The organism is Acinetobacter sp. YH12106, assembly GCF_013418995.1.
Lineage (GTDB): Bacteria > Pseudomonadota > Gammaproteobacteria > Pseudomonadales > Moraxellaceae > Acinetobacter > Acinetobacter pseudolwoffii.
In genome coordinates this window covers 59,335-81,216 of sequence record NZ_VPAV01000008.1, presented here as the reverse complement: position 1 = coordinate 81,216, position 21,882 = coordinate 59,335, and the positions used below count along the sequence as shown (strand labels likewise).

The 21,882-nt window shown below is 44.1% G+C and carries 21 protein-coding genes; 7 read left to right on the top strand and 14 right to left on the bottom strand.

Annotated features, from left to right (window positions below):
- Nucleotides 1-7: 7 nt before the first annotated feature.
- From nuoC to ndhC, 3 genes are all read right to left on the bottom strand, one after another.
- On the bottom strand, nt 8-1,795 hold the full coding sequence (gene nuoC, locus FTU45_RS08590) for an NADH-quinone oxidoreductase subunit C/D (RefSeq protein ID WP_005097924.1): 1,788 nt from the start codon (nt 1,793-1,795) through the stop codon (nt 8-10).
- A gap of 90 nt (nt 1,796-1,885) precedes the next feature.
- A complete protein-coding gene (locus FTU45_RS08585; protein WP_180076266.1) occupies nt 1,886-2,566 on the bottom strand; it encodes an NADH-quinone oxidoreductase subunit B family protein in 681 nt (226 codons plus the stop codon).
- A gap of 6 nt (nt 2,567-2,572) precedes the next feature.
- Entirely contained in the window at nt 2,573-3,118 is a 546-nt protein-coding gene (gene ndhC, locus FTU45_RS08580; protein ID WP_005097926.1) for an NADH-quinone oxidoreductase subunit A, read from the bottom strand.
- A gap of 572 nt (nt 3,119-3,690) precedes the next feature.
- Here ndhC and FTU45_RS08575 point away from each other — a divergent pair.
- Nucleotides 3,691-4,047: a hypothetical protein gene (locus tag FTU45_RS08575; protein WP_100329152.1), complete on the top strand. Its 357-nt coding sequence runs from the start codon at nt 3,691-3,693 to the stop codon at nt 4,045-4,047.
- A gap of 69 nt (nt 4,048-4,116) precedes the next feature.
- On the opposite strand, the gene bfmS is transcribed toward FTU45_RS08575, so the two are convergent.
- Together bfmS and bfmR are read right to left on the bottom strand one after the other, a co-directional pair.
- Nucleotides 4,117-5,784 (bottom strand): sensor histidine kinase BfmS, encoded by a 1,668-nt coding sequence (gene bfmS, locus FTU45_RS08570; RefSeq protein WP_005097929.1) that lies wholly within the window; start codon nt 5,782-5,784, stop codon nt 4,117-4,119.
- A gap of 42 nt (nt 5,785-5,826) precedes the next feature.
- Nucleotides 5,827-6,543, bottom strand: coding sequence for a response regulator transcription factor BfmR (bfmR, locus tag FTU45_RS08565; protein ID WP_005097931.1), 717 nt, complete (start codon nt 6,541-6,543; stop codon nt 5,827-5,829).
- Between the two features lie 566 nt (nt 6,544-7,109).
- Between bfmR and FTU45_RS08560 the strand changes: the two genes are divergently transcribed.
- The 3 genes from FTU45_RS08560 to FTU45_RS08555 all read left to right on the top strand — a co-directional run bounded on the left by FTU45_RS08560 (nt 7,110) and on the right by FTU45_RS08555 (nt 11,955).
- Nucleotides 7,110-9,947 carry a ribonucleoside-diphosphate reductase subunit alpha gene (locus tag FTU45_RS08560; RefSeq protein WP_180076265.1) on the top strand — a complete coding sequence of 946 codons (2,838 nt, stop codon included), beginning with the start codon at nt 7,110-7,112 and terminating at the stop codon, nt 9,945-9,947.
- A gap of 455 nt (nt 9,948-10,402) precedes the next feature.
- Nucleotides 10,403-10,531: a hypothetical protein gene (locus tag FTU45_RS15460; RefSeq protein WP_257223985.1), complete on the top strand. Its 129-nt coding sequence runs from the start codon at nt 10,403-10,405 to the stop codon at nt 10,529-10,531.
- A gap of 140 nt (nt 10,532-10,671) precedes the next feature.
- A complete protein-coding gene (locus tag FTU45_RS08555; RefSeq protein WP_180076264.1) occupies nt 10,672-11,955 on the top strand; it encodes a ribonucleotide-diphosphate reductase subunit beta in 1,284 nt (427 codons plus the stop codon).
- A 114-nt stretch (nt 11,956-12,069) separates the two neighbouring features.
- Here FTU45_RS08555 and FTU45_RS08550 read toward each other — a convergent pair whose 3' ends face one another.
- On the bottom strand, nt 12,070-14,181 hold the full coding sequence (locus FTU45_RS08550; RefSeq protein ID WP_180076279.1) for a TonB-dependent receptor: 2,112 nt from the start codon (nt 14,179-14,181) through the stop codon (nt 12,070-12,072).
- Nucleotides 14,182-14,632: 451 nt separating this feature from the next.
- Between FTU45_RS08550 and FTU45_RS08545 the strand changes: the two genes are divergently transcribed.
- Together FTU45_RS08545 and FTU45_RS08540 are read left to right on the top strand one after the other, a co-directional pair.
- Complete coding sequence (locus FTU45_RS08545) at nt 14,633-15,241, top strand: DUF805 domain-containing protein (RefSeq protein WP_180076263.1); 609 nt, start codon at nt 14,633-14,635, stop codon at nt 15,239-15,241.
- Between the two features lie 24 nt (nt 15,242-15,265).
- Entirely contained in the window at nt 15,266-15,781 is a 516-nt protein-coding gene (locus FTU45_RS08540) for a hypothetical protein (protein WP_180076262.1), read from the top strand.
- Nucleotides 15,782-15,905: 124 nt separating this feature from the next.
- Here FTU45_RS08540 and FTU45_RS08535 read toward each other — a convergent pair whose 3' ends face one another.
- Nucleotides 15,906-16,553, bottom strand: a complete 648-nt coding sequence (locus FTU45_RS08535; protein ID WP_180076261.1) for an HAD-IA family hydrolase — start codon at nt 16,551-16,553, stop codon at nt 15,906-15,908.
- 98 nt (nt 16,554-16,651) lie between these two features.
- On the opposite strand from FTU45_RS08535, the gene FTU45_RS08530 reads away from it, so the two are divergent.
- Nucleotides 16,652-17,419, top strand: a complete 768-nt coding sequence (locus FTU45_RS08530) for a hydroxymethylpyrimidine/phosphomethylpyrimidine kinase (RefSeq protein WP_180076260.1) — start codon at nt 16,652-16,654, stop codon at nt 17,417-17,419.
- 74 nt (nt 17,420-17,493) lie between these two features.
- Here the strand turns inward: FTU45_RS08530 and FTU45_RS08525 are convergent, their stop codons facing one another.
- The 7 genes from FTU45_RS08525 to FTU45_RS08495 form a co-directional block, all read right to left on the bottom strand.
- On the bottom strand, nt 17,494-18,549 hold the full coding sequence (locus tag FTU45_RS08525; RefSeq protein ID WP_100357978.1) for a DUF1176 domain-containing protein: 1,056 nt from the start codon (nt 18,547-18,549) through the stop codon (nt 17,494-17,496).
- 126 nt (nt 18,550-18,675) lie between these two features.
- Nucleotides 18,676-18,882: a hypothetical protein gene (locus FTU45_RS08520; protein WP_257223981.1), complete on the bottom strand. Its 207-nt coding sequence runs from the start codon at nt 18,880-18,882 to the stop codon at nt 18,676-18,678.
- 50 nt (nt 18,883-18,932) lie between these two features.
- Nucleotides 18,933-19,373, bottom strand: coding sequence for a nuclear transport factor 2 family protein (locus FTU45_RS08515; RefSeq protein WP_180076259.1), 441 nt, complete (start codon nt 19,371-19,373; stop codon nt 18,933-18,935).
- Between the two features lie 486 nt (nt 19,374-19,859).
- Nucleotides 19,860-20,225, bottom strand: coding sequence for a 5-carboxymethyl-2-hydroxymuconate Delta-isomerase (locus FTU45_RS08510; protein ID WP_005169568.1), 366 nt, complete (start codon nt 20,223-20,225; stop codon nt 19,860-19,862).
- Nucleotides 20,226-20,349: 124 nt separating this feature from the next.
- On the bottom strand, nt 20,350-20,688 hold the full coding sequence (locus FTU45_RS08505; RefSeq protein WP_005097964.1) for a zinc ribbon domain-containing protein YjdM: 339 nt from the start codon (nt 20,686-20,688) through the stop codon (nt 20,350-20,352).
- A gap of 122 nt (nt 20,689-20,810) precedes the next feature.
- On the bottom strand, nt 20,811-21,257 hold the full coding sequence (locus FTU45_RS08500) for an SRPBCC domain-containing protein (protein WP_005169565.1): 447 nt from the start codon (nt 21,255-21,257) through the stop codon (nt 20,811-20,813).
- Between the two features lie 234 nt (nt 21,258-21,491).
- A complete protein-coding gene (locus FTU45_RS08495) occupies nt 21,492-21,881 on the bottom strand; it encodes a ribonuclease E inhibitor RraB (protein WP_005097967.1) in 390 nt (129 codons plus the stop codon).
- Between the last annotated feature and the right edge of the window lies 1 nt (nt 21,882).

The following is a 21,882-nucleotide window of genomic DNA, read 5'->3' as shown; positions in this document are numbered from 1 at the left end:
TTACCCCTTAGCGATCCACGTCAGCCATTACGACGTCAATGGTCGCTAAATAAATGATTAAGTCAGACATGAGGCTGCCGTTAATCACAGAAGGCATTTGCTGTAAATGCGTGAAGGTTGGTGTACGAATACGGGTACGGTAACTCATGGTTGACTTGTCTGAAGTCAAGTAGTAGTTCGACGCACCTTTCACCACTTCCGCCATCACAGATGCTTCACCTGCCGGCATTACAGGACCCCAAGATACGCTTAAGAAGTGCGTAATCAAGGTTTCAATATCTTGTAATGTCTTGTCTTTTGGTGGTGGAACAGCCAGTGGATGGTCTGCTTTGTACGCACCAGACGGCATGTTGTCTAGACATTGCTTGACGATTTTCAGTGATTCTTCGATTTCACGGAAGTGAACCATGACACGTGCATAAGCATCGCCTTCGTACTCTAAAGGAACCTCGAAATCGTAATTTTCGTAGCCGCTATACGGACGATATTTACGAACGTCAAAGTCAATACCTGTTGCACGAAGACCAGTACCGGTTACACCCCAAGCCAATGCAGATTTAGCGTCATATTGCGCTACACCTTGTGTACGACCCATGAATACAGAGTTGCGTAATGCAGCTGTGTAGTATTCATTCATACGCTTCGGCATCCAGTCGAGGATTTCGCGAATGAGGTGCTGCCAGTTGTTTGGAAGGTCGTGCGCAGTACCGCCAATACGGAACCAAGCTGGGTGCATACGGTAACCCGTGATCGCTTCAATCGCGTCATAAATCTTTTGACGGTCAGCGAACATATAGAATACTGGGGTCATACCGCCGGCATCCTGAATTGCAGTACCAATAAACAACAAGTGGTTATTGATACGGAACAATTCCGACATCATCACGCGGATACATTGCGCACGGTCCGGTACAGTAATGCCCGCCATTTGCTCCACGCCCATCACATAAGGCATGTTTTGTGCACAACCACCCAAGTAGTCGACACGGTCTGTATACGGAATGAATGAATGCCAGGTTTGACGTTCAGCCATCTTTTCCACACCACGGTGGTGATAACCGATATCAGGCACACAGTCTTTCACTTCTTCGCCGTCCAGCTGCAAAATCACACGGAATGCACCGTGCGCAGATGGATGGTTAGGCCCCAAGTTCAGGAACATGAAGTCTTCATCGGCATTACCGCGCTTCATACCCCAATCTTCAGGCACGAAACGCAGATGTTCCTGTTCGTAGTCCTGCTTGGCCTTGTCTTGCAAATACGGGGTATATTCAGTCGCACGTGCAGAATATTCTTTACGTAGCGGATGACCTTCCCAATAGGTTGGCAACAAGATACGACGGAGCATTGGATGCCCTTCGAAATTGATCCCAAACATATCGTAAGCTTCACGTTCGTACCAGTTGGCATTTGGCCAGATGTTGGTTGCCGTCGGAAGATTCAGATCACTTTCAGCTAAGGCAACCTTAATACGAATGTCAGTATTACGCTCGAGCGACAACAAGTGGTAGAACACTGTGAAGTCAGACGCAGGTAAACCGTCGCGGTGCGTACGCAGACGCTCATCTACCGCAGACAAGTCGAACAACATCACGTAAGGACGTGATACTGTACGCAAGAACATTAAAACTTCTTGTACACGTGCGCGCTCAACCCAGACTGTCGGGAAATCCTCGAAAGTCGTTTGCACATAGAAGTTCTCACCAAATTTGGTTTTGAGTTCTTCAATGATGGCAAATGCTGGGCGTGAATCAACTGGTGTTGATTCTGGCATAGCAATGTCAGTTTCAGCCATTGGCTTGGCTTCCTATTTAATACAAATTCAGTCAACCTAAACGACAATTACACCCATAGCGGGTGCAGCAAAAAAGACCAGTCGTTTAAATTATTTAATTTCATCCATAGAGCGCAAGTTCTTCACAGCAACACGCTGCTCTTTCTTACGGTCACGTTCCGGCATCATCTTTGGCTTATACACTGGCTTAAGATCATCACCGATCACCGCAGAAAGCGGACGACGCTCGAGTTGAATCTGGTCTTGCAACAGCATTAATGCCTGAATCAAAGCTTCAGGACGTGGTGGGCAGCCGGGAACATAAACATCGACCGGGATGATTTTATCCACACCTTGTACCACTGAATAAATGTCGTACATCCCACCTGAGTTGGCACATGCCCCCATTGAAATGACCCATTTCGGTTCAAGCATCTGTTCATACAAACGTTGAATGACAGGCGCCATTTTCACAAAGCAGGTACCCGCCACAATCATTAAATCCGCCTGACGCGGTGAAGCACGAATCACCTCGGCACCAAAACGTGACAAGTCATGCACACCGGTTAAGGTCGTCGCATACTCTACATAGCAGCATGATGTACCAAAGTTAAACGGCCAAACTGAGTTTTTACGACCCCAGTTGACTGCTGTATGTACCACATCCTCTAAACGAGTCATGAATACATTCTTATTCACTTCTTCTTCAAGTAACGGATCTTCTACAAGGATACGCTCTTGAAGTGGATATTGATCAGCATCCGGATTCGCACGGGTTAATGTATATTTCATCCCGTCTTACTCCTTATCAGATGATTTAGCCGGTGAGCTTTTCACACGACCAGAGGATTGAGCTGGGATTTGACCTGTAGGGTCGATTACCAATTCTTCAATTGAGTTAAAGCGCGTAATTTCTGCTAGATCCATATTTGGCGAACCAATCTTAGCTTTAATTCCTGCGGCTTTACGTTTGTCTGAAGGTGCCCAGTTGAGTGCGCCTGTGGATAATTCGTAAACCAAACCAACAAGTAAAACTAAAATAAAGATAGCTGCAGTTGCAAAACCAATCCAACCTACTTCACGAACAGAAACCGCCCATGCATATAGATAAAGTGCTTCTAAATCAAACACCACGAAGAAAATTGCAACTAAATAGAACTTTGCAGACAAGCGGATACGAGCCCCACCTGCACCAACAACACCTGACTCAAACTGCTCCTGCTTGGCACGGCCCCATGATTTACCCCCGAGGAGTAATGGGACGGTCAGCATAAAGACGCATAAAAATGTAACGCCGATCACGAAGGCAATAATTGCCCATTCGTATGGAGTAATAGCACTCATGCGGGGATAACTCCTGGCAGGCCTATTTGTTAACAAAGAATGTATGTATTGGCCTTCAAATACACCAAACACAAAATTAATCCCGCCAATTGTACCTGATTTTGGATTTCACTTGCTAGTTTATAAGCCTTAGTCTTTGGGATGATTTTTTAGGCATTTCAGCATTTAATTTGCGTTTGATCTCTCAACATCCGATTTAATCGTTTTATTGGATTAAGTTTTAATTTTCTATTAATTTTTCTATAAACAGTATTCCTGAAAAATAAATCCATTTCAGATCATTCTTGCTTGGCCTCTGGCTTAGATATAGCCCCTTTCACGACCAAAGCAAAGAAAAATCAGACAAAAACTTATTCTATCCATAACTTTCAGCGGATAAAGCTTTTGATTTAATTTAATATTTAACATAATTTTCACATTTTAACTTGGATTAAAGCACTTTAAGCCCAGCCTCACTCAAGGCAAGCAATTGTATCTTTTTGCAACACACCCAACAGACTGATTCAGAATATGTTATTTGTATTTCTAAGCCACATAATGACATTAATAAAGTAACAATAAGGAGTCCTTGCATGTCTCTACGCTTCTCGCATAAGCCAAATTATTTTTTATTTGCCCAGTTACTGGTGCGACATATCCAAGATTATGTTCAGAAACACCCCAATATAAGTCAGGTCGCTTTTGACTTGCGCGATATCCATGCACTGTTTCAAGAGGATCATGCCTCTTCCAGCATTAATCTGGATGGCATCATGAATATTGCCGATGAATACAAAGTCGAAACTTTATCTGGTGATCAGAGGCTGATCCAGCGCTATAGCATTGATGGAAAAAATACCAAGCTAATGATCGACTTCAATCCTGAAGCCCTGCATGGCCTAAAAGAAGGCAAACCATTGATTGAGCCGGATGCCACCATTCAGGAATAAAATTCTTCCCCAATAAAAAAACGATGCTCAGGCATCGTTTTTTTATAACTCAAAAGCATTTATATAACATCAAGCTGAATGATCACTGATTTCCTCAGTCTTTTCTGCCAACTTGCGCTTGCTCTTCTTTACATAACGCTGTGCAGGCCAGCTCATGATAAAGCGCGCACCCCCCAAGCTCGGACTTTGATCCACATGAATCTTGCCACCAAACCAGTACGCAATCCGGCTAACAATGGATAAACCCAAACCATAACCACCCGAAGCACGGGTACGGCTGTCATCCAGTCGGGCAAAGGCTTCAAAGACCCGGGCACGATCCACTTCCGGAATTCCCGGGCCATCATCTTCAACAGAGACATAAGCCTGACCATCCTGATCCAGACCACCACTGATCAGCACCTTATTGTCGCAATAACGCACCGCATTGCCGACCAGATTCTGAATTACGCGATGCAGATAACGGCGCTCTGCCTCAACCACCACATCAGGCATTGAATGTAGCTCAATGATTTTCTGGGTTTTTAATGCTTCAGTTTCCAGAGCTACCTGATTCAGCACTTCAAACAAATTGACCTTTTCAAACTCGATCGAAGGCATGCCCTGTTCTAGCTTGGCATAGGTCATGATCTCGTCAATCAGGGTATTCAGCGCCTCAATATCTTTATCAATCTGTTCGACCTGTTGCAGACGATAATCGTAATCATCTTCATCTGCCATCATTTCCACACCAAAACGAATCCGCGCCACTGGTGTACGAAGTTCATGTGAAACCGCACGCATCAATTCACGCTGGGCTTCAATCAGGCGCTGAATATGATCAGACATATTGTTAAAGCTAGAGGCCAGCGTTGCCATTTCGTCACTTCCTTCTACAGGAAGACGCAATGACATATTACCGGTTTTCATTTTGTTTAAGGCATAGCTGACTTCACGCAACTTGCGCTGCATTGGCACCAGCAAACCATACACCCCCAGACTCAGCACAAACAGGCTCAATAAGGTAATACCAGTCGCTAACTGGAATGGCATCCAGTTAAACAATGGCACCGGCCCCATCACCAAGACTTGTGAGGTCGAACCTGGAATTGGCGAAATAATTGAAATGGTGGTGCCACGGATTGAGGCACTATCCCGATACAGGATAATACTGTGATCAAGACGCAAGCGCCCGATCTGCTCGGAATCTAAAGGTAAGCTCTGTACGTTTTCAATCGATACCGGATAAGAAAAATGATCCTGAATAGCGGATAGATATTCTTTTTCCTGACCTGGATAATAGACCAGATAATCCAGAATAAAGACCGGCAGCGCCTTCATCTGGCGCTCGGTAATACTGTCGGCCTTTATATACAGGTAATGATTCGGGTCATCGCGCAGCCCCACCACAATATAGGCAATGCCGGTTTTGGCATCCCAGCGCACCACGGCTTTACGATCTGCAATACGGCGACCTTCAGCACGAGTGATATCCACCTTACTGGCTTCTACATAGTGAATTGGCAATTCCAGCAAATCAGAAGCATCGGAAACCCAATCCATCTTTTGCTGAAGATTTGGCTGGCGCGCGACACCCTCACTGATGATATAGGCCATACCATCAGTCAGAGACTCACGATATTCTTGCGCACGCTGATAGTTGATAATCTGTACCAACAGATAGCCGAACACAGCCACCAACACGACAAGGATGACGAGTCCTGCGTATATACGCAAAAATATACTGTGTTTAAACACCTATAGTTTATCCTGCTCGTTCAAGCAACAACGTACATTTGCTTAAATACCATTAGTTTCTTTAACGAATAGATAACCTTTACTACGCACGGTTTTAATACGCTTCGGATTCTCTGGATCGTCACCAATTTTTGGACGGATACGCGAAATACGCACATCGATTGAACGATCCTGACCATCATATTCGATGCCACGTAAACGCTCGAAAATATCTTCGCGGGAAAGAATACGGCCAGCATTTGATGCAAGCAACCACAACAGGTCATATTCCGCACTGGTAAAATCAACCAGATCACCATTTAAAGTAACTGAACGACCACCATTGTCGATGACCAGATCATCAAATTCGATACGCTGTGCCACTTCATCTTCAGGCACCTTGTCCGTACGACGCAGTAATGCACGAATACGTGCCAGCAATACACGTGGTTGTACCGGTTTAGCGACATAGTCATCGGCACCCATTTCCAGACCCAAGACCTGATCCATGTCCTCAGTACGCGCAGTCAACATCAAGATCGGTTGATGATAATGCGGGCGCACTTCACGACAAATGGTCAAACCATCCGCTCCTGGTAACATCACATCCAGCACCACCATATCTGGCTGCTCAGCGATAATCCGGCGAATGGCACGGTTACCATCCGGCTCCACCCCAACCTCAAGTCCATTACGAATGAGGTATTCTTGCGTTAAACGAGCAAGACGCTCATCATCTTCAACAATTAAAATCTTGGGTAACTTTTCTTCTTGGCTCATGTATTGCCCCTTATTTGGTGGATCTACGCTATAGGCGTATCCTTTTGAAATCCAATAGATACGTTTTTAATATGCTTGCAATATACACACGTTTACATTGTAAACAAGATAGCGTTCACCAAACTGATACATCAAGATAGCATTTTGTAATATTTTATCGTGCATTTTTTGGGCAACTATGCTTGAAACAGTGTTTTAGATCTGATTTGTGATTTACACAACTATTATATGGACAAAATATGACTGCTTGATTCAGCACTTTTTAGTTATCCACAATGTTATCTATAAGCACTTTCCCGGGACTTTGTTATGCTATGCCTTGCCTGATAAGGCTTATACAAAAATCAATAAAAATAGCGATATTTTTACAAGGATTAAAGCAAAACTTAAGAAAAATATTTAGCTAAATGTCAATATTGATCTACCCTAAATTTTCCCGTATCTTGTGTTCAATTAATTTTAAAACCACTAGGTCTTGTGTTTATTCCTCAAACACTGTGCATGAAACTTGCCCAGTTCAAACGGTCCATAAACATAAAAATAGATGACAATGGAGCTATGCTAACATGAGCGTAATCACTTCAACTCCTGGTCAACTTCAGGTGATTAAACGCACCGGTGATGTTGCCGCTTTTGATGCAGAAAAAATTTCTGTCGCAATTGGTAAAGCGTTTTTGGCGGTTGAAGGCCAGCAAAGCGCTGACTCGAGCCGGATCCATGATCGTATCGAGCAACTGACGGAAATGGTACTGAATACCTTTAAACGTCGTTTACCTTCTGGCGGAACGATTCATATCGAAGAAATTCAAGACCAAGTTGAACTTGCGCTAATGCGTACGGGCGAACAGAAAGTTGCACGCTCTTATGTCATTTACCGTGAACAACGTTCTGAAGCACGTAAACAGTTAGGTGCACACCATCACCCGACCCTGCAAATTACCGATGCTGAAGGCCAACTTAAGCCACTTGATTTAAGTGCTTTAACTGCGCATGTTACTAAAGCAGCAGAAGGCCTTGAAGGAATTGATGTACAAGCCATTGTCGATGAGACCGTGAAAAACCTGTACAACGGTGTAAAAGAGTCTGACATCTCCACCACCATGATGATGGCCACCCGTACCCGGATCGAGCAAGAGCCGAACTACACCTATGTGACCGCACGTTTGTTGCGTGATGATCTGGTGGCGACTGGTTTGAAATTCCTGGGTCTGCCTACGGATACGCATGAAGGTGAAGCACTTGAAACTTTCCTGAAAAAAGGGATTGAGCTTGAGCTTATTTCACCAGAACTGCTTAACTTTGATCTGGCGAAACTGGCAGCGGCGATTCAACCAGAACGCTCAAACCAGTTTACCTACCTAGGTCTACAGACTTTATTTGACCGCTACTTCATCCATTCCGATGGCGTACGTTTCGAATTGCCGCAATTGTTCTTTATGCGTGTATCTATGGGCTTGTCGCTCAATGAAGAAAACCGTGAAGAACGTGCCATCGAGTTCTATAACTTGTTGTCTAGCTTCGACTATATGGCATCGACGCCTACCCTGTTTAACTCAGGTACGCTTCGTCCACAATTGTCGAGCTGCTACTTAACCACCATTGATGATGACCTGTATGATATTTATGGCGCAATGCGTGATAACGCCATGCTGTCTAAATGGGCAGGCGGTTTGGGTAACGACTGGACACCAGTGCGTGCTTTAAACTCTTACATCAAAGGCACCAATGGTAAGTCGCAAGGTGTAGTTCCATTCCTTAAAGTCGCGAACGATACGGCTGTTGCGGTCAACCAAGGTGGCAAGCGTAAAGGTGCAGTTTGTGCATATCTTGAAACCTGGCACCTGGACATTGAAGAATTCCTGGAACTTCGTAAAAACACCGGTGATGACCGTCGTCGTACCCACGACATGAACACAGCGAACTGGGTTCCTGACCTGTTCATGCAACGTGTATTCGAAGATGCGGAATGGACATTGTTCACACCTTCTGAAACCCCAGATCTACATGATTTGACCGGTGCAGAATTCGCTGAGCGTTATGCTTACTACGAAGGTATTGCCAAAGAAACAAACATGCTGCACAAGAAAATCCGTGCAAAAGATTTGTGGCGCAAAATGCTGTCGATGTTGTTTGAAACTGGTCACCCGTGGATCACCTTCAAAGACGTATGTAACTTACGCTCACCACAGCAACACGTTGGTGTAGTGCATTCTTCTAACTTGTGTACCGAAATTACGTTGAACACCAGCAAAGAAGAAATCGCGGTATGTAACTTAGGTTCGATTAACCTGGTTCAACACGTGCAAGGCGGTGTACTGGATCGCGAAAAACTGGCACGTACAGTAAAAACTGCTGTGCGTATGCTCGACAACGTGATTGACATCAACTACTACGCTGTTCCACAAGCACGTAATTCAAACCTGAAACATCGTCCAGTCGGTATGGGTATCATGGGCTTCCAGGATGCTTTATACGAAATGAATCTGGCCTATGGTTCTGATGCTGCGGTTGAGTTTGCTGATGAATCAATGGAAGTGATTTCTTACTACGCGATTTCAACGTCAAGTGACCTTGCTGTTGAACGTGGTACCTATGAGACATTTAAAGGTTCATTGTGGGATCAGGGTATTTTACCAATCGACTCACTGGATCTGGTTGCGAAAACACGTCCTGAACGTATGTTCGAAGTAGACCGCACTCAACGTTTGGATTGGGACACTTTACGTGCCAAAGTTCAAAAAGACGGTATGCGTAACTCAAACGTGATGGCGATTGCGCCAACTGCAACGATTTCTAACATTTGTGGCGTGTCTCAATCGATTGAGCCTACTTTCCAGAACTTGTATGTGAAATCGAATCTGTCTGGCGAGTTCACCGTGATTAACCCGTACCTGGTACGTGCGTTGAAAGAACGTGACCTTTGGGATGCAGTAATGGTCAACGACCTGAAACATTTCGAAGGCTCTGTACAGAAGATTTCCCGTATTCCTGAAGAGCTTAAAGCCATCTTCGCGACTGCATTTGAAGTAGATACACGTTGGATCGTAGATGCTGCATCACGCCGTCAAAAATGGATCGATCAGGCTCAGTCTCTGAACCTTTACATCGCTGGTGCAAATGGTAAAAAACTGGACATCACTTACAAGATGGCCTGGTTACGTGGTCTTAAGACGACTTATTACCTACGTGCATTGGGTGCGACTTCTGCTGAGAAATCGACTATTAATACTGGCGCCTTGAATGCGGTTAAAGCAACCACGGTTGCTGCTCCTGCTGCGGCAGTTGCTCCGGTGGTTGAAGCGAAAAAACCTGAAGTTCCTGCAGAGGAAGATGGTTTTGCCAATGCAGCTCCTGTGCCAATGGCATGTAGTATTGACAACCCTGATTGTGAAGCTTGTCAGTAATTAACTAAGGATATCTACATCAGAATAAAGGCTACCTCTGTGGCCCTACCTGATAAATCTTCATAACGTGGCCACACGTAGCATAAGTTTTCAGTAGTGAGGATTTATGTCCAAGAAGAAAGATGTTGTTAGTAAAATTAAGTTGACTAAGCAAGAGAAAAAGCAATACAAGGCTTGGATGAGTAAAGCAGAAGCAATATCACTGCAAATTATTCAACTTCAAAGAATTGCTCTTTTCTTCTATTCATTTTTATGTAGCTTGGGGTCTTTCATATTCCCCAAGACCAAATGGAACAAATCAAAGGTTTTTTTAATCCTATGTATCATTTACTTAGGATTAAAAATCTTAAATCCTATAGCTACTGTAGTTTATAACCTAGAAATTAGTTCTAATATTTATTTGAGTAGCTTCTCTATTTAAGGAAGCCTCTCAATTAAAAACAAAGGAAACCTCAATGCCCCATATGACTCACAACTACATGTTAGGACTTGTGGTATTGCTGCTTTCCTTTGCAGTTACGTTTTATGCACCGATTGCGTATTTCTGGTTCAAGCTTCGCCAGCAGCGTAAGCAAAATAAGTAGTGGGGATGGTGCTGCTGTATAAATTCACAGCATTCATCGACAAAACTTAATTTTGCTTACACAAATTAAGCGTATAGTAAGACATCTCAGCCAAGCTGAATGTCTCATAAAAGATATAAAGCAACGTAGAGAGAATTGATATGTCTATCCTAAGTTGGGACGATTTCGAAGATGATTCGCAAAAACCGGCTGCTCCTGAACAGCAGCTTGCGCCCGTCGAGCCGCAAAAAGCGACTAATTCACAGATGGTATCTGATGCAGGCAACGCATCGCCGGATGTGGCAACTGCACAACCCCTTAGAGCCACTCAAAACCGAGGATCAAATCCAACCGATTCGCTGGCAAGAGCATCTGCTTCCCTAGAACAACTTGATGTTGCTCCAGGTCTGGAAGAGCTTGAAATGGGTGCACAGCGTGTACAGGTTGACGACAAGGCGATGATCAACTGTCGTGCCGACTTGAACCAGCTTGTTCCGTTCAAATACGAATGGGCTTGGCAAAAATATCTAGACGGTTGTGCCAACCACTGGATGCCACAAGAAGTCAACATGAACCATGACATCGCACTTTGGAAGTCTGAAAACGGCCTGACTGAAGATGAACGTACCATTGTCATGCGTTCACTCGGTTTTTTCTCGACTGCCGATTCACTGGTTGCAAACAACTTGGTATTGGCGATTTACCGTCACATTACCAACCCTGAATGCCGTCAATACATCTTGCGTCAGGCATTTGAAGAAGCGATTCATACACACGCTTACCAGTATTGTATCGAATCGCTCGGTATGGATGAAGGCGAAGTCTTCAACATGTACCGCGAAGTTCCGTCAGTGGCACGTAAAGCAGCGTGGGGTCTGAAATATACCCAGTCTTTAAGTGATCCTACTTTCAAAACTGGTACGCCTGAAAATGACCAGATTTTGCTTCGCAACCTGATCGCATTCTACTGTGTACTTGAAGGGATCTTTTTCTACTGCGGTTTCAGCCAGATCCTGTCAATGGGTCGTCGCAACAAGATGAACGGTGTTGCCGAGCAATTCCAGTACATCCTGCGTGATGAGTCAATGCACCTGAACTTCGGTATCGACATGATCAACCAGATCAAGATCGAAAATCCGGGTCTATGGACGACTGAATTCCAGGAAGAAATCATCCAGATGATTCTTGAAGGTACGATGCTGGAAATCGAATATGCTCGTGACACCATGCCACGCGGTGTACTTGGCATGAATGCTGGCATGATGGAAGAATACCTGAAGTTCATTGCTAACCGTCGTCTGGCGCAGTTAGGCTTGCCTGAACAGTTCGCTGGTGTGAACAACCCGTTCCAGTGGATGTCAGAAATGATGGACTTGCGTAAAGAGAAGAATTTCTTCGAAACACGTGTTACGGACTATCAGACTGGCGGTGCGTTAAGCTGGTAATTGGAAATATCACATAATATATAAAGTATTATGAATAAAAAAACCGCCATTCGTGGCGGTTTTTTTATCGACTGAATTTAATGATCATTCATCCTCTTCTTTTCATTGTTTGCATTAAAACTCCTTCGTCACACTCAACCCCGCACTCCAATTTCGCCCTTCTGCCGGTTCAAAAAAACGGCCATTGCTTTCATTCACGATTACTGAACCTGAATAATCTGTATCAAACACATTATCGACACGTGCAAAAGTATTCACCGCCCAATCCTGCATTTTCCAGTGATAACCAACATTCGCTGCAGTCACGACATAACTTGGAGCAGCATCAGAATTTAAATCATTCACATACATTTTGTCGCTATAACGAAGGTCGAGTCCTGCCTGTAGCCCCTGATCAGGCTTCCAACCCAGACATAAAAATGCCTGATTTTTAGCAATCCCTGGAATATAGTTCCCTTCTGCAATCGCAGCAATTGCCCCAATCGCAGGAATATCTGCATCAAAAGTCGCATCAATATAGCTATAACTGACTTGTGTGGTTAGGTCACGCCACAGCTGTTTGTTCCAGGAAAGTTCCACCCCTTTTCTGAAGGTTTTATCGGCATTACGGAAGGTTGAACGTCCACCATCACTACCGGCAGAGACAATGTCATTTTCAGTTTGGGTCTGGAAAGCGGCTACAGTAAAGTCACCGAAGCGATTAGCGGACTTTAAGCCAATTTCATAAGTTTCACTTTCTGCTGCCTTTAAACTAAAGCTACGGTTTTCGGCAGTATTTGCAGGATAGGACATTTCGGTAAAGGTTGGCGTTTCAAAACCTTGCGCATAACTGGCATAGGCCATTAATTCAGGTCGAATTTGCCAGCTCAAGGCCGAAGTAGGCAGTAATTTCTGATAATCTGTTTTGCCTGAGTGATCGCCATTGGAAAGGAATTTATCTTCTGATTTAAAATGTACATTGCTAAAGCGTAGGCCAGCATCAAGCGTCCAGTTTGGCAAGAATACATAAGAGGCTTGCAGATAGGGATCAAGGTTCCACAAGCGATTGTCTTCATCTCGGCGCAGTTCGCCTTTAACCCCCAAGCGATCACCTAAAAAGTTTTGATAGCCTTTGCGTTCTTCACTCATGGCATCCACAGCGAGACCTGCAATCAGTTGAAGATCAGGAACAATCTCCCTACCCGTCCAGCGCAGATCTGCACCATAAAAATTCCGGTCGAAGTCAATTACACCACCTGCATGATTGATTCCAGCTTGTGCTGTACGGGGAATCGACTGATATTGCGTGACTTCACGCTGTCCCCAATAGGCCATCCCATAGAGTTCATGCTGATCATTGATCGGCTTAGTCCAAGTTAAACCCGTTTGCAACTGTTCGATATCTTTACGTGCATGATATAAACGGACATTCGCAGCGACCTGTTTCGGGTTGGCCTGCCACTGTTCGCGAGTTAAACCACCCGGGTCATCGGCAGCAATTTTCACATAGTTATTGATCCAGTTGATTTTAGAACCATCATCCAGCTCCCAGGTCAGCTTGGCATTGCTTAGAACTTTATGCGCGCCGCTATGCTCCCGGAAACCTCCAGTATCAAAATAGGATGAGCTGATGATATAACCCGGCTCATTGGCATGTTCTGAACCCCCTTGCACAACCAGCTTGGTCTGGCCTTTATGTTGACTGCCGGCAGAATACCCCAGCTCAATCGAGTCAGCACCTTGCCCCTCTCGCGTGGTGGTTAAAATCGTTCCGCCTGAAGAGTTACCATACAGTGAGGAAAAGGCACCACTCAATATTTCGATATGATCCAGACTATTTAAATCAATATTCGAGCTTTGCCCCTGTCCATCCGGCATGCTGGCTGGAATTCCATCCACATATAAACGCACCCCACGCACGCCAAAACTGGAACGCGCACCAAAGCCACGTATCGAAATTTGTAGGTCTTGTGCATAGTTTTCCCGATTATTGAGTTGTAAACCGGGAATGCCTTTTAAAGTTTCCGACAGGTTCACATTCATGCCCTGATTTTGTTCTTGATTGAGATAATACACTGATGCAGGCGTGGTCAACTGCTCCCGGTCGGTACGGGTCGCCTGCACAATAATGGGCGCAAGTTTTTGTACTTCTGTCACCGCATTCTGTGCGTATAGCGTCTGGCTGATACAGGCGATTAAAGCGGATAAGGTGGTTTTTATCGGCAGATGTTGAAGTCGATGCTGCATCATATTCGCTTCCTGATCACATGATGACTCAGAAAAATAGGTCTGGCTGGAACATATCTATTTATTCTATTCAGTCAGCTGGATCGTCTATGTTCAGTGGATTCGAGTTATCTTTATAAAATCAATACAGAAATTTTAATTTTAAAATGCTGAATAATGTGGTTTAAATATTGAAGTCATGGATCAAAATGCTCTTTGAATTTATGCAATATTGTCCAACATAAATGGTTTCTTTGACATTCTATTGCTTTATAAAGCTAATGATGACTTTATGAAACAAATCAACAGCATTTCTAGCAGACTTTGCCAGAATCTGTTATCTGAATAAAAATGAATCATCAAAAACCGATGCTTCGGGCTTTATGTTGGCGACTGCATCAATCTAAAATGGTTCGGCGAATAAATTGCATCACTTTAAAACAATAATCCAGCTTAATAGACGAGAACAAGCATGAAAGGTTCAATCCTTGATTTTTCTATTCAACACAATACCGGTTTTATCTCGGGGGATGATAATCAGCGCTATAGCTTTAATGGCGCGGACTGGCGTAGTGAGCGTCCGCCTTCGCGTGGTGATCGGGTCGATTTTATCGGCAATAGCTCAGGTGAAGCATCTGAGGTGTATCTGGCCTTAGGCAATTCTATTTATATGGGAGAAAAGATTTCCAGTCAGCTGGGCAAATACTCCAATCTGGATCAGGCCGAGGAAAATTACAGCAGCATTGACTGGTTTGTAAAATGTCTGACCAACTATACAAACTTTTCTGGCCGCGCACGCCGTAAAGAATTTTGGTTCTTTATGCTGTTTTGTGTAATTTTAGGCATTATTGCGGACGTCATTGATAAAGTCTTAGGCACTCAACCACTGCTCAATAGCCTGCTTAATCTGGCGCTTCTTGTCCCAAGTCTGGCCGTTGGCGCCCGTCGTTTGCATGATGTCGGACGCTCTGGCTGGTGGCAATTACTGATGCTGACCGTGATTGGTATTCTGGTGCTGATCTGGTGGTGGGCAACTGAAACCAAGCAGCAAAATAATGAATATGGTGCTCCAGCAAAATAACTGAATCTTACAAATCCCGTCTTGATGCGGGATTTGTTTATCGCTTATTTAATGAGTAAATATCAACAAAATCAGACCTTCTCAATGCTGCAAGATCAATTAGTGAAATTTCCAGACGCTGTATGGGTGCAAATCTACAAAGATAAAATGCAGCTGATGAATATGGATGGCACGATTATACATACCCTGCTACCCGATGTGCCTTATGCCCATCCGCGAAGTATTATTGCGGACTTTGATGCCGCCTCAGGAACACTGAAACAACTTTTACCCTCATCGGCCATGAAGATGCTATTTGGTTCTATTGCGCTGCTGCAAATCATGGATGTTCCCGAAGATGGTTTAACCGAACTTGAAAAGCGCGCATTGCTGGAACTGGGTTATGAAAGTAAGGCTCAAAATGTCATTCTGTTTGACCATGCTGGACATCCATTGACCAAAGACCAAGTTCCGCCCCAACATCAGATGACAATCATCAAAATTTTGCTGGTGATTATCATTATGGTGGTGCTGGCATCGACTTGGTTTTTGACGCTTTAATTCTTTTAGCCCAAATTAAAAAATCCCGTACAGTGCGGGATTTTTTAATCTCAGCAGATCAGTATGACCAAGCTGCTTTCTGTATCAGAAACCATCACGACCGTTCATAAAGACTGTTTCATCTTCACTTAAAATAATTGAGCAACTGGTCAAAGCTGTCTATTTTATATTTGGGTTGTGCCAATGCCAACTCTTGCTGACTGCCATAGCCATAGCTCACTGCAATCGAGTTAATGCCATTATGACGTGCGCCAAAAATATCATGTTCACGGTCCCCGACCATCATGCACTCATCCGCCTGTAACTGTTGCTGCGCCAGAATATACTCAATCAGCTCCGCTTTATTAGTTCGGTCACCATTCAGTTCACTGCCATAAATTTCAGTAAAGTACTGAGCCAGATCAAAATGCTCCAGAATCTGTCGGGCATAAATAGTAGGCTTCGCTGTTGCAACAAATAGTTGATAACCACGGCGTTTCAGTTCTGCCAGTGTTTCTGCTACACCCTCAAACACATGATTTTCATACAGGCCCTTAACTGCAAAACGCTCGCGATATGCCATTAATGCCTGCTCAGCCAGAATATGATCGGTCTCGATATTTAAAAGTTTGGCCAGCGAGGCTTTTAAGGGAGGACCGATAATCCAGTCGATATTGATCTCATCGCTAATCGGATGACCCACCTTTTCCAGACCGTAACGCGCAGACGTGGTGATCCCCACTTTAGGATCAGTTAATGTCCCATCCAGATCAATTAAAATATTCTTAATCACAGCCCATCCCCTCTCATCAGCACCGATATAAATTAATATCGAGAGTTCATTCAAATTTGCCTATACTAATGTAATTTTAGTGAATGAAGGACATCATTTTGCGCCCTACCGTACTTTGCTTTTCCGGTTTAGACCCTTCAGGTGGAGCCGGTCTTCAGGCAGATATTGAAGCCATTGGTCAAAGTGGTGCACATGCAGCAATTGCCTGCACAGCCCTCACCATTCAAAATTCACAGCAGGTTTTTGGTTTTGAAGCGACATCTAAAGAGCTGCTGCTGGCTCAGGCCAATGCCGTGGTGAATGACCTGCCAATTCGCTGTATTAAATCTGGCATGTTAGGCACCACAGAGAATATCGCAGCTCTGGCCGAGTTTCTGACTGCACATCCAGATTATCTCTATGTACTGGATCCGGTTTTGGTCGCCAATAGTGGTGGTTCACTGGGCAATCAGGCAACGTTAGTCAAAGCATTTACCCAGCTTATTCCATTGGCCACCATCCTAACGCCAAATACGGTTGAACTGCGTGCTTTAACAGGTGAAGAAGACCTACAGCTGGCCACTCAAAAACTATTTGATATGGGTGCACAAGCAGTTCTGGTTAAAGGCGGTCATGAAGATACGCCGGATTATATTCAGAACAGTCTGTATATCGCGGGCAAGTTGATTAATGAGACCCGCTGTCCACGTCTGGAGGGTGAATATCATGGTTCGGGTTGTTCACTGGCCAGCTTCATCGCCGGGCGTCTGGCCATGGGTGATCAACTCAAAACGGCGGTACAGCATGCAGAGACCTGGTTGTTTGGGGTATTAAAAATTGCCGACATCCCTGTTCCGAATGGTCAGAGAATTCCAAAGCGCTTCTAAGATAATATTTTTTTAAATTCAAAAGCCTGAATGATTCAGGCTTTTTTTATCACTTCTATTTTTCGAGGGTATTTCTATTTACCCTGAATGACTGTGCTTACATAGGTCGGCAAATCCCAGGCACCGCCAGCAAAGCCCTTGCATTGTACGGTCAGGCTACTGAAACTTTTGACAAATGTTTTACCATCCCATGCCCATTCGTCCTGACTCAGACAATCACCCAAACCACGTACTTTATGCCCGGAAAATATCTGGCCTTGGCTAAAGGTTTCTCCGGAGGTGGTCACCAGTTGTCTCGGTTGCTTGTTTTGATCTATCAGCCAAAAACCGCTGCCCATATTATAGGCTCCACGCCAGCAAGGGATCTGAATCAGCTGATTTTGAGCATTGATGGGATAAATCATCATGACATCATCCGGCATAAAATGTTGGCTAAACAGCAAATCGCATTGATCTTCGTTAGTGCTCGCTTGCAGTTTCCGAATCATCTGCTGACTCGCCGCCGTATTCAGTTTCACTTGAGTGATCTTGCCTGACTGATATTTGGGTATCACAATTTGCGGGATCGCTGCGGCTTTGAGTACCGCTTGACTGGATTTTTTCCCAGGCTTGATCAAGGCTGAGGGCGTAGAGAGGCGGCGCTGAAATTCATCCATCTTCAGCAAAACGGCACTGGCTCCGGCTGTCGACAAAGTCCAGCGTGATTGTGCATTCTTAAATATCAGTGGATCCGTGCCTTGAACTGCTTTTAATAAGGCTTGTGTTTGTGTACGACTCAGTTGACCTATCCCTTGCTGATCTAAACGAATAACACCATAGGGCTTGCCCGCGATTTGTAACTGAAGCTGAGCTGTCGATGCTGCAGCTTGCAGGGGTAAAATTTGGACTTTTGCTTGTACCGCACTGGTCGTTCCTGCTGCGCGTGTTAATAAAACCGAAACTGGTCGATCAATCTCCTGATCCGACTGATAACCAGAAGCGCGGCAGGTACCGGTATTGTCGCAGGCCATTTCCCAATCTTTATGTGAAAAATGCAGCCCCTGAATAGCAGCAAGACTTAATGAGCTGATACTGGCCAGACCAAATGCGACACTCATTATTTTGATGCTGTATCTCCATTGTTGTTTCATCATTTAGTCCTTATTTAAAATGCTTGCCGAGGTGGCGGGCTGCATCTCTTTACCATTCAGCAAAATCAGCACCATGAACAAAAACACAATCCCGATCATGGCCAGTGGATTCAGAATTGTATTCAGCTAATCCAGTGCGGCTTCTTCACTCGAAGGTTCCAGGCCGACCACTTTGACATTCTGCACATTCGGATTCCTCGCTTCATGCTCTAAGGTATCGATCGAATTTTCTAGCCTATCAAAGGTCTGAATTGCACCGCCCCACATCCTGGCTCCCTGACAATAGGCTTTGAGTATATTCAGTTTTTGCTGAATGGTGTCCTGATAAAGCATGCCTGTAATCATTTACCAAGATATTGCACTTAATTTTTTAAGCTTATGACTTAACTGACGCTTTTGATCCTGCGCATCTTACGGGTTTCTAGCTGTACCGGTACTGAGGTATGTTGATGCAACAATTGCCATCGTCCCTGCTGCTTGCTGAGACACATACTGACCCGGCACCAACCCAACTGAAAAATTGGCTCAATTACCGCATAATTCACCCGAACATAGCCATCGACCAAGGCTAAATCAGTGCTCACATGAATATTGACCTCTTGACGCTCTATCCGGATTCCTTCAGGTATAAAAGGCCGATATTGCAGCCAGAGCGCCTGATAGGCATCTATGCCTTTTATTTCATTACTGACATCGACCAGACGGATATCTGGCCGGCATAATTGAATAATATCCTGGATCTCCAGACTGCATATGGCATGGTCCCATTGCTGAAGAAATGCCACGACTTCCTGACTCAGTTGTTCATCCCCAAAAACCTGCATAAAGTCCCCCTCAATCAGGTATTCAGACCTGAAATCGGAATTAAAATTGTCCCAAATTTCTGGTCTTTTGCTTTTCTTATTTTGATTATGCTCAAGCACTATAATTGCCTGGCTATCCCCTTTGTGTTATTCACTGCAATTCATCTGAATATTATTTAAAATATTATTTTGATTTCAATCTTTAAGTTAAGTCCAAAACTTCATGCAATCTGCATAGACATGCCACATTACAGCCCTATCAATCTTTATTTTTATTTAAATCAGGAATAGAGAGTTATCTGAACCCACTTTAAGACTTCTGCGGTATTATTGTAAATGACCAAAAATGTCATTTATAAAAAAATATGTTTATATTTTAATAAGATGAAATGAATTTAGGAATAGTATTCATGTTCGGTCGTCTGATTTATTTTAGACTGAGCACTGGTAGATGCTTTTAATACAATGCTTAAGCTATCGCGATGCCACACAGCTAAAAGCCAGGATTTAAATCGTGGCTTTGCTATAGGTCTGCTTTGGCATTTCAATAATTTCGACACAGAGCTGAATTTTTAATTCGGGCTGTGGAGCAATAGATTGCTGCATCACCTCAAGCACCAATGCAGAAATCGCCTGACGCACTTCGACACTACGTCCACTCAATAGTGAGACTTTGGCATGTGCATAGGCCTGATCTGTCCGTGGACTCAGTCCAATGACATAATCCTGCTGCATAATCGCACGACTTTTTAAATCATCGGGATCGGTGACATAGCCTGCATTGAACAATGCCTGATGCATGGCCAGCAAGAGCGGCTGAGTCTGGAGCAGATGTTGAAGATTGTCAGAATATTCCAGATGCAGATGTGGCATACGAGTGATCTCGGATCAAAAACGTGAGGATTGGGACTACATAAAAAATAAACGCTGAATTTTAGCAATGAGACGATTTATCCACCGTCTCATGTCCAGTTAAAATTCTAGTCTGATGCCAGATTTAAGCTTTCTTTACATATTCAGATTTTAGCTTCATCGGGCCCATTCCCTCGATTTTACAATCGATATCATGACCATCGGCAGCATCCGGCAATAGGCGGATACTTTTGACTTTGGTACCCACTTTCACCACTGAAGATGAACCTTTGATTTTCAGGTCTTTAATCACCGTCACGCTATCGCCGTCCGCCAGCACATTGCCATGAGCATCCTTAATGATCACTTGTTCTTCAGTAATTTCGCCTTCTTTCCACTCATGTGCACATTCAGGGCAGATCAGTAGATCGCCATCTGCATAGGTATATTCAGATTGGCATTTTGGACAGTTTGGCAGACCCATAAGAACCTCGAAAAAGAGAAAAATTAAATAAATGAAACAAATAAGATCACAGTATAGCATCTTTGCAGAGATGCGCTTTTGAACAGGAGTTTCGTTGAAGGCCAGCTCATAATCATCAAGCATTAATTATCCGGGATATGCGGATTCACCAGCAAGGAAAGTAGCTGGAATGATTCCTGCCAACTTAAGTGACATACCGCAGGCGGCACTAAATCGGGATAGCCGACCTGAATAATATGCAGGCCTGTACCGACTGAAACCTTTTCAAAGATCACAGTGACTTCTATTTCACCTTGCAGATCTGGCGTCGAAAACTGATCGGTATAACGCAGTAACTGATTGGGAATCACCTCATGATAAATCCCATGAAAATGGTGCTGGGTACCGGTGGAAAAATTGGTAAAGGTGGTTTTATAGCTGCCGCCGGGTTTGACTTCCGCATGTTCTACCTTGGCAATAAAACCATGTGGTGCCAACCATTTTGCCAGTGCATCCGGATGAACAAAAGCACGATACACCCGCTCCGGAGGTGCACTAAACACTCGATGCATTTTTAGAGTGTAACTCATTTTGTCTTGTCCCTTATTGTTATTATATATTTTTATTGAGGGATATTGCCCTTCTCTTGTATAGACTGACCAGACCAAGCTGAGCGTCCATAGAACTGATTTTACGCAATCCTCAATTTGGTATATATAATGACTATGTATCTGTATTAAAGCCCTGACATTCCGATATAACTAAATATAAAGGATAAAAAAACCCGGCAGCACCGGGGTTTTTTTATTTAAATACAGGCACAATCAGCTATTACGCAGACTGCTTTCTTCTTCATCCAGCTCATCATCATAGACATAGGCCATGCAGCCCCAACCATCATATTCACCCTGAAATTCTGCAGCGATTTTGCTGAACCACTGTTCCAGATCCACAATATCCTCGTAGGTTGGTTCCATATAGACATAAATCGTGATAATCCATTCCAGGGTCGCGCTTTCTTCATCCTGAAACAGACTGATTTTTTGTTCTTCCTTTAAGAGATACAAGGCACAACGATCTGCCTGCTCTTCATCACTAAACACCAGCGAAAATTCGATTTCATGTGCTTCTTGCAGGTCGTCGCCATCCTGATGCATTTGCCACAGTACATTGCCATTTTCATCGTCAGGGAATTGATTGTAATCACGTGACATA

Excerpts from the sequence above, each read along its gene's own strand:
- nuoC (WP_005097924.1), bottom strand. The coding sequence starts at position 1,795 with ATGGCTGAAACTGACATTGCTATGCCAGAATCAACACCAGTTGATTCA.
- FTU45_RS08585 (WP_180076266.1), bottom strand. The coding sequence starts at position 2,566 with ATGAAATATACATTAACCCGTGCGAATCCGGATGCTGATCAATATCCA.
- ndhC (WP_005097926.1), bottom strand. The coding sequence starts at position 3,118 with ATGAGTGCTATTACTCCATACGAATGGGCAATTATTGCCTTCGTGATC.
- FTU45_RS08575 (WP_100329152.1), top strand. The coding sequence starts at position 3,691 with ATGTCTCTACGCTTCTCGCATAAGCCAAATTATTTTTTATTTGCCCAG.
- bfmR (WP_005097931.1), bottom strand. The coding sequence starts at position 6,543 with ATGAGCCAAGAAGAAAAGTTACCCAAGATTTTAATTGTTGAAGATGAT.
- FTU45_RS08560 (WP_180076265.1), top strand. The coding sequence starts at position 7,110 with ATGAGCGTAATCACTTCAACTCCTGGTCAACTTCAGGTGATTAAACGC.
- FTU45_RS15460 (WP_257223985.1), top strand. The coding sequence starts at position 10,403 with ATGCCCCATATGACTCACAACTACATGTTAGGACTTGTGGTATTGCTG.
- FTU45_RS08555 (WP_180076264.1), top strand. The coding sequence starts at position 10,672 with ATGTCTATCCTAAGTTGGGACGATTTCGAAGATGATTCGCAAAAACCG.
- FTU45_RS08550 (WP_180076279.1), bottom strand. The coding sequence starts at position 14,181 with ATGCAGCATCGACTTCAACATCTGCCGATAAAAACCACCTTATCCGCT.
- FTU45_RS08545 (WP_180076263.1), top strand. The coding sequence starts at position 14,633 with ATGAAAGGTTCAATCCTTGATTTTTCTATTCAACACAATACCGGTTTT.
- FTU45_RS08540 (WP_180076262.1), top strand. The coding sequence starts at position 15,266 with ATGCGGGATTTGTTTATCGCTTATTTAATGAGTAAATATCAACAAAAT.
- FTU45_RS08525 (WP_100357978.1), bottom strand. The coding sequence starts at position 18,549 with ATGAAACAACAATGGAGATACAGCATCAAAATAATGAGTGTCGCATTT.
- FTU45_RS08520 (WP_257223981.1), bottom strand. The coding sequence starts at position 18,882 with ATGCTTTATCAGGACACCATTCAGCAAAAACTGAATATACTCAAAGCC.
- FTU45_RS08515 (WP_180076259.1), bottom strand. The coding sequence starts at position 19,373 with ATGCAGGTTTTTGGGGATGAACAACTGAGTCAGGAAGTCGTGGCATTT.
- FTU45_RS08510 (WP_005169568.1), bottom strand. The coding sequence starts at position 20,225 with ATGCCACATCTGCATCTGGAATATTCTGACAATCTTCAACATCTGCTC.
- FTU45_RS08505 (WP_005097964.1), bottom strand. The coding sequence starts at position 20,688 with ATGGGTCTGCCAAACTGTCCAAAATGCCAATCTGAATATACCTATGCA.
- FTU45_RS08500 (WP_005169565.1), bottom strand. The coding sequence starts at position 21,257 with ATGAGTTACACTCTAAAAATGCATCGAGTGTTTAGTGCACCTCCGGAG.
- FTU45_RS08495 (WP_005097967.1), bottom strand. The coding sequence starts at position 21,881 with ATGTCACGTGATTACAATCAATTCCCTGACGATGAAAATGGCAATGTA.